This window comes from Methylobacterium pseudosasicola (genome assembly GCF_900114535.1).
Classification (GTDB): domain Bacteria; phylum Pseudomonadota; class Alphaproteobacteria; order Rhizobiales; family Beijerinckiaceae; genus Methylobacterium; species Methylobacterium pseudosasicola.
On sequence record NZ_FOTK01000026.1, the window covers coordinates 77801 to 93477 of the forward strand.

Genomic DNA, 15677 nt, shown 5'->3' on the forward strand with positions numbered 1-15677 from the left:
TCTCGATGCGAAGGAAGATACCGGTTTGCCCGAACGTGATCTGAGCCGATTGTCGAGGGAAGATCTTGAAGCCGAGGTGAGGCGACTGCGCCGCAGGGCCGAGGCTACGTCCATGGACACGGCCCGGCAGAATGCGGTGTTCGACAGCGCGCTCGACTTCGCGATGGTCGTCACGGACCGCGAGGGCATCATCACCGCCTGGAACAGCGGCGCCGAGCACGTCATGGGTTGGACGGCGGACGAGATGCACGGGCGGGATGCCGCGCGCTTCTTCACGCCGGAGGACCGCACCGCGGGTCGGGTCGCTTACGAGATGGAGACCGCCCTCCGACACGGGCGCGCCCAGGACGAGCGCTGGCACCTCAGGAAGGGTGAGAAGCGATTCTGGGCATCGGGTGAGATGATGCCCCTGCGCGGCGAGGACGGCGGGCACCTCGGATTCGTGAAGATCATGCGGGACCGGACGGACGAGCACTTGGCGGGGGCTGCGCTGCGCCGGGTGGAATGTCATCGGGCCGCCCTCCTGGACCTCAGCGACGAACTGGCCGAGCACGATGACGACACGGGCAGCCTGATCGACGTCGCGAGCCGGATCCTCGGTCGCTCGCTCGGCGTGGAGTTGGTCGGCTACGGCATGGTGGATCCCGACGCCGAAACCATCACGGTCGAGCGCGACTGGACGACCGGTCCCGCACGGACGTTGGCCGGGACGCTCAGGTTCCGGGACTTCGGAACGTACGTGGACGACCTCAAGCGCGGGGAGACGGTCGTCGTCTCCGATGCCCGTGCCGATGCGCGCACGGCCGCTTTCGCGGAGGCGTTGAAGGAGCGATGCGCAAGGGCGTTCGTGAACGCCCCGGTATTCGAGCATGGGCGCTTCGTCGCCCTGCTGTACGTCAGCACCTGCCACGCGCGGCAATGGAGCGAGGATGAGCTCGCCTTCATCCGCGAGGTGGCGGTGCGCACCCGTGCGGCCACCGCCCGGCGGCAGGCCGAGACCGCCCTGCGGGCGAGCGAGACCGAACTGCGTCTCGTCACCGACGCCGTGCCGTTCCTCATCTCGTTCGTGGACCTGACGCTGACCTACCGGTTCGCGAATGCGGCCTACCGGGATTGGTTCGGGCTCCAGCCCGAGGACGTCGTCGGTCGGACCATTCCCGAGATCGCCGGGGCGGAAGGTTATGCCCTCAGGCGCGCCGCCATCGACCGTGCGCTCGCCGGGGAAGCGGTGCAGATGGATCTGGTCTGGCCGCGGCCGGACGGGCGGCGTCGCATCGCCGACATCCGGTACCTGCCCAGACGGGCGGCCAACGGTCGAACGGACGGCTTCTACATCCTCGTGCAGGATGTCACGGCCCTGCGGGACGCGGCGACGGTTCTTGCCGAACGTGCCGACACGCTGGCGCGTGAGGTGGCCCTTCGCACAGCTGAGCGCGACGAGGTATGGCGGTACGCCGGCGACCTGCTGTCCGTGCTGGACTTCGATGGCCGCCTGACGACCTGCAACCCGGCGTGGACTGCCGCGCTGGGCTGGTCCCAGGCCGAACTGGTCGGACGCTCGGTGTTCGACCTGATCCACCCCGACGACCGTGAGCGTTCCGCCGTGGGGCTAGCCGGGCTCGCGCGGGGCGAGGCGGTCAGCGGTTTCGAGAATCGCTACCGGCGCAAGGATGGCGAGTACCGTTGGCTGTCGTGGAACGCGGTGCCAGGCGACGGGCGGATCTTCGCCACGACCCGCGACGTGACCGAGGCGAAGGAGCACGCCCTAGCCTTCGAGGCCACCGCCGAGGCGCTGCGGCAATCACAGAAGATGGAAGCGGTCGGGCAATTGACCGGCGGCGTCGCGCACGACTTCAACAACCTGCTGACCATCATCCGCTCCTCGGTCGACTTCCTGCGCCGGCCAGACCTCGCCGAGGAGCGGCGCAAGCGGTACATGGACGCCGTTTCCGACACGGTGGACCGCGCAGCCAAGCTCACAGGGCAATTGCTCGCGTTCGCCAGACGGCAGGCGCTGAAGCCGGAGGTGCTCGACGTCGGCGAGCGCGTGCGCGCCGTGGCCGACATGCTCGACACCGTGACGGGCGCCCGGGTGCGGGTGGTGACGGAAGTTCCGGACCACCCATGCTTCGTCCTGGCCGACCTCAGCCAGTTCGAGACCGCCGTCGTCAACATGGCGGTGAACGCCCGCGACGCCATGGACGGCGCCGGCACGCTGACCCTGAGGGTGGGGTGTAGTGGCCCGATGCCACCGATCCGCGGGCATGGCGGCGGTCCCGGACCCTTCGCGCGGGTCTCGCTCAGCGACACGGGCACGGGTATCGCCGAGGCTGACCTCGCACGGATCTTCGAGCCGTTCTTCACCACCAAGGAAGTAGGCCGGGGCACCGGTCTGGGCCTCAGCCAGGTGTTCGGGTTCGCGAAGCAATCGGGCGGCGACGTCGACGTTCACAGCGTCGTCGGCGAGGGGACCACCTTCACGCTCTACCTGCCGGAAGTGGAGGCGAAACCCGGGCGAGACGTCGACCAGGATGAGGAGGGTCCGGCTCCCGACGGGCGGGGCCTGCGCGTGCTCGTCGTCGAGGACAACGTCGAGGTCGGTCGGTTCGCGACGCAGATCCTGGAGGATCTCGGCTACCGTACCGAATGGACGGCAAACGCAGAGGAGGCACTGGAGCGGCTCCGCCCGGACGGTAACGCTTTCCAGGTCGTCTTCTCGGACGTGGTGATGCCGGGCATGGGTGGCATCGCGCTGGCAGAGGAGCTTCGCCGCCGGCTGCCGTGGATGCCGGTGGTGCTGGCCTCGGGCTACAGCCACGTCCTGGCACAGGATGGCGCCCACGGGTTCGAACTTCTCCACAAACCGTACTCGGCCGACCAACTGTCCCGCGTCCTGCGGCGCGTGACACACGGTGGACGTGCCGGGCGATACGGCTGAACGGGCTTGATCGTGGACATATCCTTCGCGTCGGCGGCGTAAGTCGACGCTGTCCGTGCTGCTCCATCGGACATTACCTGGGTGAAACGCCCTTAGACGGTCACTATCGGGAACTTCAAACGGACCTCGGTTCCAGGTCCACCGGACCATGCGAGTTCCCCGCCGAGTTGTTGTGCGAGACCCTGCGCGATCCGGAACCCAAGGCTTCGGCTCGACGCGGGGTCGAACCCCTCCGGAATACCCTTGCCGTTGTCGGTCACCGTCAGGGAAAGGTTTGAGGCGTCGACCTGCTCCAGGCGCACGACGATGGTACCCCGCGCGTCGTCACCGAAGGCATGCTTGAGGGCGTTCGTGATGATCTCGACGACGAGGAGCGAGAGAGTCGTCAAGCGAGTGAGGTCGAGCGTGACGACTGGCGCCTCGACGAGACAGACCACGTTCCGCGCGCCCGTCGCGTCGAGCATGTCGGAACAGAGCTCCTGCAGGTACTGCCCGACCGGCATGGCGATGCGCGACGGGTCGTAGAGCCTACGGTGGAGCCGCGAGATGGTCTCCAGTCTCGCTCGCGCGTCGTCGATTACGGCGAGCGCCTCGGATGGGTCCGCCACGACCTTCTTCCTCTGGAAGGTGAGCAGGGCCGCCACGAACTGCATGTTGTTGGCGACGCGGTGCTGCAGTTCCTGGAACATGGTCCGCTGCTGCTCGTACAACCCGGCGTTGACGGCGCGCTCGCGCCGCAGGCGTTCGCCCGCGACGTGCATGAAATGGATCAGTGCGATGTCGACCGCGACGATGAAGGCGTAGAACGCGAGGGCGATGCCGGTCTGGGGGTTCAGGGCGAAGCTGTTTGCCGGTGCCAGGAAGAAGTACCAGGCGCAGAGACCCGACAGGATCGCGCTGCTGATGCCGGGCCGCAGGCCGAACAGGAAGGTCGTGACCACGACGACGGGAAAGAAGGTGAGGTAGGGGAAGCCCGGTGGCAGGACTGGTTCCAGCCAGAACCTCAGCGCCAGGGCCGACGCGACCCCGGCGAGCGCCGCGACGTCACCGAGCCAGGGATGCGCCCGCAGCCGGAGAATGACCTCCGCGACGGGACTGGTTTCTACGGCGTCCGATGGGGTGGTTGGGGGAGTCGACATGAAGGCCACGGTAGAATGGCGGGCTCGAAACGTCGATGACGCTACCTAACGAAAGAACTTGGCGGTGGCCACCGCGGAAATGGTTGCAGATTGTCTCCCGTACGGAGGGAACGGTTGAGACCCTGTACCTGCAGGGGGTAGGACCGGATCGTCGGCGTTTCCGGCTATGCCATCCGTCCGCCGCAGGGGCGTCGCGAGAAGCCCCGGGTGTCGACCTCCACCCGTGCCGACATCCCCAAGATCCTGGCAATCGCGCCGGACTTGGTCCTGGCCTTCTCGGACTTGCATCTCGGCATCGTCGCCGACCTCGCCCGGGCCGGCGACGCGGTCCATCTCTTCGATCAACGAAACGTGGCCCGGCATCCTCGCCATGCTCCGGACGGTGAGCGTCCTCGTGGATGCGAGGGACCGCGCCGAGGCACTGGTCCGCGGCCACGAGGAACGGCTGGAAGCGGTCGCAGGACAATCGCGCCGACGTCCGCGGCCCCGGGTGTACACCGAGGAATGGGACGAGCCGCTGATCACCGGCATGAGGTGGATGTCCGTGCTGGTGCGCATCGCGTGCAGTGACGACGTGTTCCCCGAACCCGCCCGGCAGCCAGCCGCCAAGTACCGCATCGTCACGCCGGAGGCGGTGTTAGCCTGCCGGCCGGAGGTCATCCTGGCATCCTAGTGCGGGAAGAAGATGGTGCCGTCCCGCATCGCGTCGCGGCCCGGCTGGTTGTCGATGCCGGCGGTTGAGGAGGGACGAATCGTCGAGATCAAGTCGCCACTCATCCTGCAGCCGGGGCCGGTGGCACTTACTGATGGCCTCGACGCCATTCTACGTGTCCTTACCGCCCCGATAAATCGTCCAACTGCGCCGATCTGAGTCGACGGTCATGCGTAAGGAATGGGACATGCCATGGGGTCTGTGGCCGACCGGCGAGAAGGTCCCGACCGATGCAGCGCTGGGCCGGTAGGTCGGGGCGGACGCCTACGTTTCGTCGCAGCGCGAGGCCGTGGATGCCTGTCCCAAGGTCGCCACGGGTTCGTCGCCGGGAAAAGGGTCGCCCTCGTTGGTGCGCGTAGTCTGACGGTCCGAGGTCGTACTCAGCCGAGTACGGCGTTCACCGTCGCGGCGGCCGGATGCCCGGCAGGCGGATGAGGACGAACGTCGCGACGGCCGATATGACGGAGACGGTCGCGACCCATAGATGGAGCGTGGTTGGACATCGTGGGGGCTCACGGGGAAGGCCATTGGGCCCGGGAACGAACCGGCTTGGTCCGAACGTCGTTCGGTGGCGTGTCGTCAGGCGTATACCGGTGCCGGTTCTTTCCCGACGTCGATGGTAGGGACGTTCGGCGGGGAAAGGGTGAGCATGCGGTCCCCCTCGCCGGGGGCGGCACGTTCGTTGTCGGGCGACAGGAATTCGACCGATCCGTCTGTCCGGATGGTCAGCAGGGCGACCACCTCGGACTGCGTCTCCGCGTTCGCAAGGATGACCTCGAACCGCCAACCGGCCTCGTGCCGCCCGGCGAGGGCATCGAAGTCGGCCTTGCCGTCGCCGAACACCTTGCCGCGGGCGTCCCGGCTCACGCCCGTGTCCTCGCGCAGGAGGTGGTCAGCCGACGGCGCGAGTTGGTAGACCCGTTCGCGGCCGATCTCCGGGGCCAGCCTCGTGCACACCAGAGCGTTGTAAAGCTCGTCCCGGGTCGCCGCGAGCAGGTGGTCCGGGGGATGGTCGGCCAAGCCTTCCTCGGCCTGCCTCGACAGGAGCTCGGCCTGCAAGGTCGGTACCCCAGCGTCCCGGGCGGCCTGGAGCGCGCCGGGGTAGGTGTCCACCAGCACGACCGGTACGCCCGCGCGATGCAGCGCGATGACCATGTCGCTCGCCCATGGCGACGCCCCGACGACGGCGAGCCGTTGGGTCTCGGTCGCGGTGGACAAGCCCAGCCGTCGGGCCAGCGGACCTAGCGAGAAGCCATGGAGGATCACCGTGGCCACGATGACCGCGAACACGGTGGGCTGGATCAGGTCGCCGCCGGCGTAGCCCGCGTCGCTCAAACGGGGGCCGGCCAGGCCGGCGACCGCGGCCGCGACGATCCCGCGGGGACCGATCCAGCCCACGAACAGGCGCTCCCCCCGCGTCAGGTCGCTGCCCAGCGTCGCCAGCCAGATCGCGGCCGGGCGGACCGCGAGGAGGATGGTGGCCGTGAGGCCGAGGATGGGAAGGGACAACTTGCCGAGGACGCCGAGGTCGAGGTCGGCGGTGAGCACGACGAACAGGCACGACACCAGGAGGACGACGAGCGCCTCCTTGAACCGACGCAATTCCCCGAGGCCCGGCAGGTGTCGGTTGGCCAGGGCGATGCCGAACACGGTGGCGCCGATCAGCCCGGCCTCGTGCATGAGAAGGTTCGGGACGACGTAGGCGATGAGTGCGAGCGCAAGAAGCACCGGAGTCTTGAGGGGTTCCGGGACGAGGTCGCGGCGGAACCCCCAGGCAACCGCGAAGGCGAAGCTGACACCGAGGCCGCTCGCCACGAGCACGCCCTCGGCGAGGTGGAGCGCCAGGGCGACCGCCGGGGTCTCGTCCGCGCCGTGCGGCACGCCGACGAGGATCTCGATGACGACCGCCGTGAGGATGGCTCCCACCGGGTCGTTGACGATGGCCTCCCACTTCAGGAACGCCGCCGAACGTCGCTCAAGGCGCGCGTGGCGCAACAGGGGCAGGATCACCGTCGGGCCCGTCACGACGAGGATGGCGCCGAACACCGAGGCGGGTCCCCACATCATCCCGCCGATGAGATGGGCGGCGAAGGTGCCCAGGACGAAGTTGACCGGCAGCGCGAAGGCGGTGAGGCGGAGCACGCCCTCGCCAGAGGCCCTAAGTTCGCGGAAGTCGAGGGCGAGGCCACCCTCGAACACCACGATGGCGACCGCCAGTCCTATCAGCGGACGCAGGTTCTCCCCGAAGTCGCGCGTCGGGTGCAGCAGGCCGAGGATGGGGCCTACCAGGAACCCCAGCGCGAGCAGCAGCACGATGGCGGGAATGCGTAGGCGCGCGGCCAGCACCTGTGCGGCGATGCCGCCGCCCACGATGCAGAGGACGGCCGTGGCCAGACCATGTTCCATTCATTCCCCCTCGGGGTAAACCTAGCGTCGCGACTGTCCGACACTTCCCCGGGGCAGAAAATGCCCTTCCACCGGTGAAGCCTCGATCCACCGCCCTGACGCGTTGAGCCTATGGGATTTCGGGCAAGGCCCCCTGAGGGGCCTTCTGGCTGGCATCCGACTGGCGGTTGTCCAGCTTGCGCAACTCCGTGGCGATGTCCTGCAGGCTCGTGTCCCCCTTGCGCAGGACACGGTCGGCCTCGGCAAGCCGGTCGCGCTCGGCCCTGGTCACGTCACGCGCGCTCAGCACCACGACGGGCACCTCGGCGCATCCCGGCAGACCGCGCAGGCGGTCGAGGAACGAGAACCCGTCCATCACCGGCATGGTCAGGTCGAGCAGCACGAGGCGGGGTACCCCGTGCCGGACCTGGTCGAGGGCCTCGTAGCCGTTCCCGGCCTCGCAGACGCTCCAGCCGTCGCGCTCCAACACCGTACGGAGGCGATGGCGCATGTCAGCGTCGTCATCGACCACGAGCACGTCGCCGTCGGCCGCCCTGAATTGCTCCAGGATCGTGCGGAGCCGCGTCCAGTCCACGGGCTTGGCCACCGCTTCGACCGCACCGAGGGAGGCGCTCAGGGCCGCGTCGGCGACGAAGCTGACCATCACCACCGGGATGCCGGCGGTCGCGGGGTCCGCCTTCAGGGCGGCGAGAACGGACCAGCCGTCCATCTCGGGCATCATCACGTCGAGCAGGATGGCCCTCGGCTTCAACGACCGTGCGAGGTCGAGACCGGTACGTCCGTCGGCGGCCGTACGTACGGCGAAGCGCTGGCGTTCGAGGAAGCGCGTCATCAATTCGCGCTGGTTGGCCTCGTCGTCGATGACGAGCACGAGGTCCTCGGTGCCCGACAGGTTCTCGGGAACCGCCGTCGGGACCTCCTCCGCAATCGGTTCGGGAGCCACGGCAGGTATCCGCAGGGTGAAGGCCGTGCCCCGGCCTTCGACGCTGACCACCGTGATGTCGCCGCCCAGCAGTTGCGCGAAGGCCCGGCTCAGCGCCAACCCGAGGCCCGTCCCGCCGAACTTGCGCGTGGTGGTCTCGTCGGCCTGGGTGAACCGCTCGAACAGCCGTTCGACCTGTTCCGGGGTCATGCCGATGCCGGTGTCCGCCACGGTGAACCGCAGCCAATCGCCGCCCTCGTCAACCTCGCGAACGACCCGCAGGGTGATGGTGCCGGACTCGGTGAACTTCGCGGCGTTCGAGAGCAGATTGAACAGGCACTGGCGCAGCTTCACCGCGTCCGTCCGGGCCTCGCCGACATCCCCCGCGACGTCCAGCGCCAGTACGTTGCCCTTCTTGGCGACCAGGGCGTCCACGGTGCCGGCGGCGTCGGTAGCGAACGCGGCGACGTCGATATCCTCGGGGTACAGGTCCATCTTCTCGGCCTCGACCTTGGATAGGTCGAGCACGTCGTTGATCAGCCCGAGCAGGTGCTTGGCGTTCGACTTGATCTTGCCGAGGTCCTTCAGGAGGCTGTCCTGGCCGAGTTCCTCCGCTTCCTCCTCCAGCATCTCGGAGTAGCCGATGACCGCGGACAGGGGCGTGCGGAGCTCGTGGCTCATGTTGGCGAGGAACCGGCTCTTGGCTCGGCTGTGCTCCTCCGCGGCCTCCTTGGCGGCCTCCGCCCTTGCATTGGCCTCCTTGAGTTCCGCCTGGCTGCCGACGAGGACCCGGTTCGCGGCGTCAAGGCTTCGGAGCGTCGCCTCGTTGCGCACGACGGAACGGCGAAGGGCGTCGCAGATCCAGACCATGATCGCGCCCACCGCCGCGTATTGGCACAGCAGGGACAGGTCGACGCCGCTCAGGCTCCCGTCCCGCGTGTAGAACCAGGTCGCGATCCCGGTCGAGAGAACGAGGGTCAGCAGACCGGTGCCCCGGCCGAAGGCGAGGCTCACGGCGAGGAGTACGGGTATGTACAGGAGGAAGGGAGCGACGTAGGCCGGCGCCAGGAAGCGCACGAACGTCATCAGGGCGATCAGCAGTAGCGTCAGGCCGTAACAGACGCCCGACGAAGGTCTTTGGCGGGCGAAGCCGACGACGAGGGTGTACAGGCTGGTCATCGCGCAGGAGTGTCACGAGGTCCGCGGTTTGGGAAGCGACGCGGATGCGGTTGCCGTCGTTGCGAATGCTTCCGTCGACGGCCCTCGCTCGAAGGGTGCGAGGGCCGTCGACCGGACTAGCGACGACCGTGGATCACGAGCGCGAGCAGGTAGCCGATGGCGCCGGCCATCACCGCCAAACCCAGCGGGGACTCCTTCGCGTACCGCGTGACGGTGTCGGCGCCCTGGCGGTAGGCGCGCTCGGCATCGGGGTAGCTCTCGCGACCCTGCCGCAGGGCGCCGCGGGCGAGGTCGCCGGCCTGGTCGGCCACGTCCCTGACCGCGTCCTTAGCCTGCCCGTAAAGGTTCTCGACGGAGCCGCCGATCTCGTTGGCCCTGCCACGCGCCTGGGTCTCCCGGTCGCCGGTCAGGTCGCCGACGGCACCCTGCACCTTGCCCCCGAGCTCACGCGCGGCGCCGGAGACCCTGTCGCCGTCGATGCCGCCGCGGCCGGCCGCGTCGCCCACCGCGTCGGAGGCGTCGCGGACTGCGTCCTTGGCCTTGCCGTACAGGTTCTCGGCGGCGCCCTTGGCCTCGTCGAGCTTGCCCTCGGCCTGGGTCGAGCGGTCGCCCGTCAGCTCCCCGGCCTTGCCCTCGACCTTGCCGCCGAACTCCTTGGCGGCGCCGGTGATGCGGTTCTCATCCATGGCTACACTCCCAGGTTCACGGTTGCCGTTCCGCCCCGCGGCCATCTGGGCCGCGGGGCTTGGTTCCCATCCGGGTCAACGCCCTTGTCGACCCGGTGGTCCCGGTGCTCAGACCCGGCGCTGGGCGACCGGGGCGACGACGGCACGATCCGCCAGAGGACCCTTGGCCCCGCCACGACCGGCGAGGAAGGCGGCGATGGCACCGAGGATCAGCGCCAGGGCGCCGTAGAGCGCGCCCTGCGAGGCGACGCGGGCGGTGGCGTCGGCGGCCTGCTTGGCCTGCTCCTTGGCCTTGGCGACCGTGTCCTTGTACTGCTGGGTGTACTGCTGGACCTGGGTGCGAGCCTGCTCCACCGGCTCGTTCTGGGCCTTGGCCAGCGCCTGCGCGGCCTTCTCCTGCGCGTCGGCCTGCTGGGCCGCGTCGCCGGTCACCGCGGCGCGCACAGCCGTGACGGCGGCATCCTTGAGCGCCTGCGGGTCGTTGCCGGTGTTGGCGCGGACCTGGCCCTCGATGTTCGAGAACGGGTTGTCCATGCCGGGCAGCGACGGGGCGGCGGCCTGCGCCGCCGTCTTCACCGAGCCGCCGACCAGGCTGCCCGCGCCGCCGAGGGTGCTGGTCACAGCATTGAACGCGCCGCTGGCGACGCCACCGACCACGGACGACAACAGGTAGACGATCACGAGGGTGGAGACCGCCCAGGACACCAGGCCATGAAGGCCGCCGGTGAGGAGGACGGGCTTGCCCGCCAGGCGACCTGCAAGCCACCCGCCGGCTGCGGAGGCGAGGATGCCGGAGACGACGAACCAGATGCCAGCCCCGGACGAGAGCGAGCCGGCGGTCGGGGTGCCGTTGCCGGCCGGGTCGACCGTGGACAGGCCGATGCCGAGCCCGACCATGTTGAGGATGACCTGGGCCACGAGCGCGATCACGGCACCGGCGAAGATCGCCCCCCAGGCAACCTTGTGGACCGCGATGGTGCGCAAGTCGTCCGCGAAATAGGTTCCGGCCGCGTAGGGCTGGTCCAGGTCGGTGCGTGTCGTGTCGGGGGCCAGGGCCATCGTGCGGTCCAGTGCTGTCTTCTATAGGCATGGACGCGTCCCGGTCAGGACGCATCGCCTCTTCAAGCCCCTCCGCCGCGCGATGTTCCGCGGATTAACATCGTGCTGCCCGGTGGACATGCATTCCGCCTACCCGGGAGGCATCGCCCGGAACGTTATGTGCCGCGTCCCCTGGCGTGCCACGTCCTCGCTCGAATGAAGTATGACTGTCGAAGTCAACATGAGGGACCGGAACCCTGGATAAGCTTGACCGTTGTCGCCGTATAATGACCTCGCCCAGGACGGATGCCGTGAAGACAATCATCGTCGCTCTCGTCGCCTCCACCTTCGCGTCGATCCTGCCGGTCGCGGCTTCCGAGACGGCTCCGCCGCTGCGTCGGGGCGACGATGTCGTTGCCCTCCCGTCCGAGGGGAAGGATGCGAAGGCTCCTGCGGCCTCAGTTGAGACACCTCCGGCCAAAAAGGTCCGGGTTGTCCTCGCCTCACCCTACGGCAATTGACTTACGCCTGCTCGACACATTGCCGTTCGGACGCGTTGCGCCGACATCGAGCCCGCCTAGTGCCGCAATCGCGCCGTAGCACGTCCCCGCCTTGACGGTTCGTGAACCGTTGCCCGTCACGGCAGTGCAGGGAAGTCGGCCGGGTGGTACGGGTGTCGTCAACGAACAGTCTAAGACTGCGTACGGTGTTGGTCGCCTCGCTGATGCTGCCGCTGCCGGCCTGTTCCGGGCGTCCGACCGGCGTGTTGCTGCCCATCGCCCAGACCGAGCAGCTTCCGGGTACGTCCCGCGTCGACATGCTGGTTGCCACGACCCGCAAGTCCGCCACCGACCGAGGCGTGCTGTTCTCCGGCGAGCGTGGCGACGCCGTGACCTACACGGACCTCGCCGTTTCCATCCCGCCGGACGCCACCCGCCAGCCCGGATCGGTGCAGTGGCCGAAGTCCCTGCCGGGCAACCCCGCCACCGACTTCGTCGCCCTGCGCGCCGAGCCGGTCGAGCGGACCAAGGTCGCAGCCTGGACCGGCCGCAAGGCCCGGCGCGGGACGAAGCGCCACGTCCTGGTGTTCGTGCACGGCTTCAACAACAAGTTCGAGGACGCCGTCTTCCGCTTCGCGCAGATCGTGCACGATTCCGGCGCCGAGGTCGCCCCCGTGCTTTTCACCTGGCCCTCGAAGGGGTCGGTACTGGCGTACGGCTACGACCGGGAGAGCACCAACTTCTCCCGCAACGGCCTTGAGACCTTGCTGCGCGACCTCGCCAAGGACCCGAACGTCGGCGAGGTTACGGTGCTCGCGCACTCCATGGGCAACTGGCTGACCCTTGAGAGCCTGCGGCAGATGGCGATCCGCGACCGGCGCGTCGCCCCGAAGATCCGCAATGTCATCCTGGCGGCGCCCGACGTGGACATGGACCTCGCCCGCTCCGCGTTCCGCGACATGGGTCCGGACCGGCCGCGCCTGACCCTGATGGTCTCGGGCGACGACCAAGCCCTCGCCGTATCCCGCCTGGTCTGGGGGGACAGCATCCGCCTTGGGGCCATCGACCCGACGGTCGAACCGTACAAGTCGGAGTTGGAGCGCCAGAACATCGGCGTGCTGAACCTGTCGACCGTGAAGGGCGACGATCCGCTCAATCACGGCAAGTTCGCCTCGGGAGAGGTCGTGGCCCTACTTGGCAAGCGCCTCGCCGACGGCCAACCGATCTCGGACGGGCAGATGGGCATCGGCGACCGGCTGGTGAGCACGGCGGCCGGCGCCGCCTCCACGGTCGCGACCGGCGCGGCGCTCGCCGTGGCGGCCCCGGTCGCCATCGTCGACCCGCAGACCCGGGAGACGTACGGGGAGCACCTGTCGAACGTCGGCTCCGGCCTTCGCGACACGGTCGGGTCGACGGTGGACCTCGCCGGCGCGCCCGTGCGCGCCGTGACCGGTGGCCGTTGAACCCGATCTTGCGTAGCCGAGGACGACGCCGGGGAGCCGGGTACGACGGGGAGGATCGATATGGCACTTAAGGTAGGGATGGTCGTCGTGATGGCGACGGTGGCGCTGACGGGGTCGGTACGTGCCCAGGGGCTGGAACGCGGCGCGCAGGAAGGGGCCAACCGTGGCGGGATGATCGCCGGTCCGCTAGGTGCCGTCGTAGGGGGTGCCGTCGGCGCGGCGGTCGGCACGGCCAACGGTATCCTCGGCATCGACCGACGCGAACGCTTCCGCATCTATGCCACGGGCGAGCGGCGCCCGTCGTTCTCGTTCCGCGGCCCCGTGCGGATTGGGACGGTGCTGCCTGAGGACGGCGTGGTCTACTACGACGTGCCGCCCGAGTTCGCGCTTCCGAACTACAATTACACCGTCGTCAACGACCACCCGGTGCTCGTCGAACCACGCACGCGACGTGTCGTCGAGGTCATCGACTAGGTCCCTGATCCCCATGGACAAAGGTTACATGCTCAGAACATTCGCCTTGATGGCCTGCATCACGCTCGTGTCTGCCGCGCCAGGCATCTCAGCCGAGGAAGGCAGGGAGGAACTCAAGCGGTACTGCACCGGTGACGCGACCACGTTATGCGGTGACGTCGACCCCGCCAGCAAGGAGATGAAGACTTGCTTCGAGAAGCATCGCAAGGAGCTGTCGGAGAACTGCCGCCGGGCCATCGACGCCTACCAAGCGAAGGGCGGCAAGTGATGGGCGTGCGGGCCCTCCTCACTGCGACCATGCTCGTCGCGACCTTTTCCTGCGCGACCGCGCAGGAACAGCCGATCACGAGCCCGCAGGACGCCCAATGCCGCGACGAGGCGCGGGACAAGGTGTTCACCGCGCCGAACCCGAAGGGATTGATGCCGTTCGCTTTGGGCGCGGAAATCTACCATGCCTGCATGAGGCGCCTAGGCGCCGAGGAAAGGGAGCCGCCGCGCGAGTAGGCGCAGCGGTCACGGTCACCGACCGTCGATGGGTCCCGGCGGCTGCGGTGCTGGTACGTCGACCTGCGGATCGCCTTCAGGGGCCGAGGGTCCGGGCGGCGGATCGCCGATGGGCGGGGCCGGATCGTCGCCGGGGCGGGGCGTGTCGGACATGCGCTCGTCTCCTCCTGCCGGCGGTACGTGGGCGTGCCGGACGGAGAGGTAACGCGGTACGCGCCGTCGCGGTCCCGGCTTACGGGACGACCGGCGTCTCCTCGAAATGCACGTGCGTGATCACGCGGCGCATTTCAGCAACCAACGCCTCGACCTCCGTGGTGGGAATGCCCGGCTTCAGGTCGAAGGCGAAGGGCTTCATCGTGTCGGCCGGTCCGGCTCCGGGCAACGCCTGCTGCTCCAGCATGATGTACGGGTTGCCGTTCTCGTACTCCTTCACGCGGATGCACAGTTCGACGAGCTGGGTCATGGTCGGCTCCTTGCGGTGGGTCGAGGGTTCGAGGTTAGGCGGCCAGCGCCCATGGACGGACCGAGGTTGCGACCCGGGTGCCACGGCGTTCGACGGCGACCGCCAAGCATAGGGCTGCACGGGCCGCCTCGATGAGCGAAGGGCTGCGCGCGGCCTCGGCGAGGACAAGACTATTGGCGACGTCGAGCCAAGCATGGCGCGACCGCACCACCGGCAGGCGCGCCTCCTCGACGGCACGACGTGCCTCCGCGACGGAGGCGAGACTGTCCGGAAAGCCGGCGAGGCCGACGGTCGAGACGGGGGTCGAGAACGGAAGATTTCGGTCGGGCATCGACGGATCCTCTATGGCGTATGACGCTAGAAGGCCCGCCAATTGTGGTGTTGGCGAAGTGGGACGGTGGTCGCAATCGGGCGGCGGAACGGCCTTTTCAGCCATGCGATCAAGGCGCGGGCACGTGCATCGGCTGACACGTCGGTCGAGGCGCTCGGCAAGCCTGGGCGCAGCGACGGCAAGGGTGGCGGAAGTGAGGGGTATCCGATGCCGAATCCTCCCACGACGGGACAGACGGTCAACCATGGGTCGCGTGCGGGGGCGGCCTGAGCCGCGCGTATTTCGCCGTGCTCGGTGAAGGCCTGCGGACGGCGTTCTACGTCACGGCTGGATGCGAGCGTAAGTGGCGTGGGGGAATGTGGTCATCATATCGGGCTGAGCACGACATATCGCCCCCTGCCGTCTTTCCCGAGGCAAGCACGGGAACCTCGATCTAGCTGGATTTCGAGGTGAGCCGTCCGACAACTTTGGTATCCCTCGGCGGCTTCGCCTTCGAGACGACCTTCCTGCCGGGGCCGACGCCCGGGATCTTGGGTGCCAACTTATGACTGACGGGTTTGACCAGGGACTTCTTCGATGGCTTTGTCCCTAGAGGCTGTTATGGACCTGGGTCGGGCTGATGCTCAGATGAGCGGGGATGAGCGCGACCCGCAAGCCGTATCCGTCCGATGTTTCCGATGAGGAGTGGGCGCTGGTTGCGCCCTACCTGACGCTGCTGCGTGAGGATGCCGGTCAGCGTGAGCATGCGTTGCGCGAGGTGTTCAACGGCCTGCGCTACGTGGTCAGGAGCGGCTGCCCGTGGCGGCTGATGCCCCACGACCTGCCGCCCTGGTTTGCCGTGTATCAGCAGGCCCAGCGCTGGCTGGCGGCCGGCTGTTTCGAGCAGCTGGCCGAGGACCTGCGTGCGGTGCTGCGCATGGCG

General features: G+C 68.4%; 14 protein-coding genes and 1 pseudogene. 8 read left to right on the forward strand and 7 right to left on the reverse strand.

Annotation, left to right across the window (positions count from 1 at the left end; all coding sequences use genetic code 11):
- The first annotated feature begins 112 nt into the window (after positions 1-112).
- Positions 113-2938, forward strand: coding sequence for a PAS domain S-box protein (locus BM228_RS22340; protein ID WP_208612080.1), 2826 nt, complete (start codon positions 113-115; stop codon positions 2936-2938).
- 92 nt (positions 2939-3030) lie between these two features.
- Here the strand turns inward: BM228_RS22340 and BM228_RS22345 are convergent, their stop codons facing one another.
- Positions 3031-4077, reverse strand: a complete 1047-nt coding sequence (locus tag BM228_RS22345) for a sensor histidine kinase (RefSeq protein WP_092044088.1) — start codon at positions 4075-4077, stop codon at positions 3031-3033.
- Positions 4078-4112: 35 nt separating this feature from the next.
- Between BM228_RS22345 and BM228_RS22350 the strand changes: the two are divergent.
- A pseudogene (locus tag BM228_RS22350) lies at positions 4113-4948 on the forward strand (ABC transporter substrate-binding protein).
- Positions 4949-5368: 420 nt separating this feature from the next.
- Here the strand turns inward: BM228_RS22350 and BM228_RS22355 are convergent.
- The 4 genes from BM228_RS22355 to BM228_RS22370 form a co-directional block, all read right to left on the reverse strand.
- Positions 5369-7195, reverse strand: coding sequence for a cation:proton antiporter (locus BM228_RS22355; protein ID WP_092044067.1), 1827 nt, complete (start codon positions 7193-7195; stop codon positions 5369-5371).
- A 109-nt stretch (positions 7196-7304) separates the two neighbouring features.
- The gene (locus BM228_RS22360) at positions 7305-9296 is read right to left on the reverse strand and encodes a hybrid sensor histidine kinase/response regulator (protein ID WP_244537259.1); all 1992 of its coding nucleotides are present in this window, start codon (positions 9294-9296) and stop codon (positions 7305-7307) included.
- A 116-nt stretch (positions 9297-9412) separates the two neighbouring features.
- A complete protein-coding gene (locus BM228_RS22365; RefSeq protein ID WP_092044068.1) occupies positions 9413-9982 on the reverse strand; it encodes a CsbD family protein in 570 nt (189 codons plus the stop codon).
- A gap of 108 nt (positions 9983-10090) precedes the next feature.
- Positions 10091-11041, reverse strand: coding sequence for a PhnA-like protein (locus BM228_RS22370; protein WP_244537260.1), 951 nt, complete (start codon positions 11039-11041; stop codon positions 10091-10093).
- Between the two features lie 290 nt (positions 11042-11331).
- On the opposite strand from BM228_RS22370, the gene BM228_RS22375 reads away from it, so the two are divergent.
- From BM228_RS22375 to BM228_RS22395, 5 genes are all read left to right on the forward strand, one after another.
- Positions 11332-11541 (forward strand): hypothetical protein, encoded by a 210-nt coding sequence (locus BM228_RS22375; RefSeq protein WP_139234159.1) that lies wholly within the window; start codon positions 11332-11334, stop codon positions 11539-11541.
- Between the two features lie 185 nt (positions 11542-11726).
- Positions 11727-12983, forward strand: a complete 1257-nt coding sequence (locus BM228_RS22380) for an alpha/beta hydrolase (protein WP_244537261.1) — start codon at positions 11727-11729, stop codon at positions 12981-12983.
- A 60-nt stretch (positions 12984-13043) separates the two neighbouring features.
- Complete coding sequence (locus BM228_RS22385) at positions 13044-13457, forward strand: DUF1236 domain-containing protein (RefSeq protein ID WP_092044073.1); 414 nt, start codon at positions 13044-13046, stop codon at positions 13455-13457.
- Between the two features lie 13 nt (positions 13458-13470).
- Complete coding sequence (locus BM228_RS22390; protein WP_244537262.1) at positions 13471-13725, forward strand: 3',5'-cyclic-nucleotide phosphodiesterase; 255 nt, start codon at positions 13471-13473, stop codon at positions 13723-13725.
- Positions 13725-13961 (forward strand): hypothetical protein, encoded by a 237-nt coding sequence (locus BM228_RS22395; protein ID WP_244537263.1) that lies wholly within the window; start codon positions 13725-13727, stop codon positions 13959-13961. Before BM228_RS22390 ends, BM228_RS22395 begins: the two co-directional genes overlap by 1 nt.
- A 232-nt stretch (positions 13962-14193) precedes the next feature.
- Here the strand turns inward: BM228_RS22395 and BM228_RS22400 are convergent, their stop codons facing one another.
- Positions 14194-14424, reverse strand: a complete 231-nt coding sequence (locus tag BM228_RS22400; RefSeq protein ID WP_092044074.1) for a hypothetical protein — start codon at positions 14422-14424, stop codon at positions 14194-14196.
- A 34-nt stretch (positions 14425-14458) separates the two neighbouring features.
- Positions 14459-14755, reverse strand: coding sequence for a hypothetical protein (locus tag BM228_RS22405; protein ID WP_092044076.1), 297 nt, complete (start codon positions 14753-14755; stop codon positions 14459-14461).
- Between the two features lie 637 nt (positions 14756-15392).
- Between BM228_RS22405 and BM228_RS22410 the strand changes: the two genes are divergently transcribed.
- Positions 15393-15677: transposase (locus BM228_RS22410; protein WP_139234160.1), on the forward strand; the 285-nt coding region annotated here is incomplete at its 3' end.

Bases quoted from the DNA above. Each gene is read 5' to 3' on its own strand.
- BM228_RS22340 (WP_208612080.1), top strand. From the start codon at position 113: ATGGACACGGCCCGGCAGAATGCGGTGTTCGACAGCGCGCTCGACTTC.
- BM228_RS22345 (WP_092044088.1), bottom strand. From the start codon at position 4,077: ATGTCGACTCCCCCAACCACCCCATCGGACGCCGTAGAAACCAGTCCC.
- BM228_RS22355 (WP_092044067.1), bottom strand. From the start codon at position 7,195: ATGGAACATGGTCTGGCCACGGCCGTCCTCTGCATCGTGGGCGGCGGC.
- BM228_RS22360 (WP_244537259.1), bottom strand. From the start codon at position 9,296: ATGACCAGCCTGTACACCCTCGTCGTCGGCTTCGCCCGCCAAAGACCT.
- BM228_RS22365 (WP_092044068.1), bottom strand. From the start codon at position 9,982: ATGGATGAGAACCGCATCACCGGCGCCGCCAAGGAGTTCGGCGGCAAG.
- BM228_RS22370 (WP_244537260.1), bottom strand. From the start codon at position 11,041: ATGGCCCTGGCCCCCGACACGACACGCACCGACCTGGACCAGCCCTAC.
- BM228_RS22385 (WP_092044073.1), top strand. From the start codon at position 13,044: ATGGCACTTAAGGTAGGGATGGTCGTCGTGATGGCGACGGTGGCGCTG.
- BM228_RS22390 (WP_244537262.1), top strand. From the start codon at position 13,471: ATGGACAAAGGTTACATGCTCAGAACATTCGCCTTGATGGCCTGCATC.
- BM228_RS22395 (WP_244537263.1), top strand. From the start codon at position 13,725: ATGGGCGTGCGGGCCCTCCTCACTGCGACCATGCTCGTCGCGACCTTT.
- BM228_RS22400 (WP_092044074.1), bottom strand. From the start codon at position 14,424: ATGACCCAGCTCGTCGAACTGTGCATCCGCGTGAAGGAGTACGAGAAC.
- BM228_RS22405 (WP_092044076.1), bottom strand. From the start codon at position 14,755: ATGCCCGACCGAAATCTTCCGTTCTCGACCCCCGTCTCGACCGTCGGC.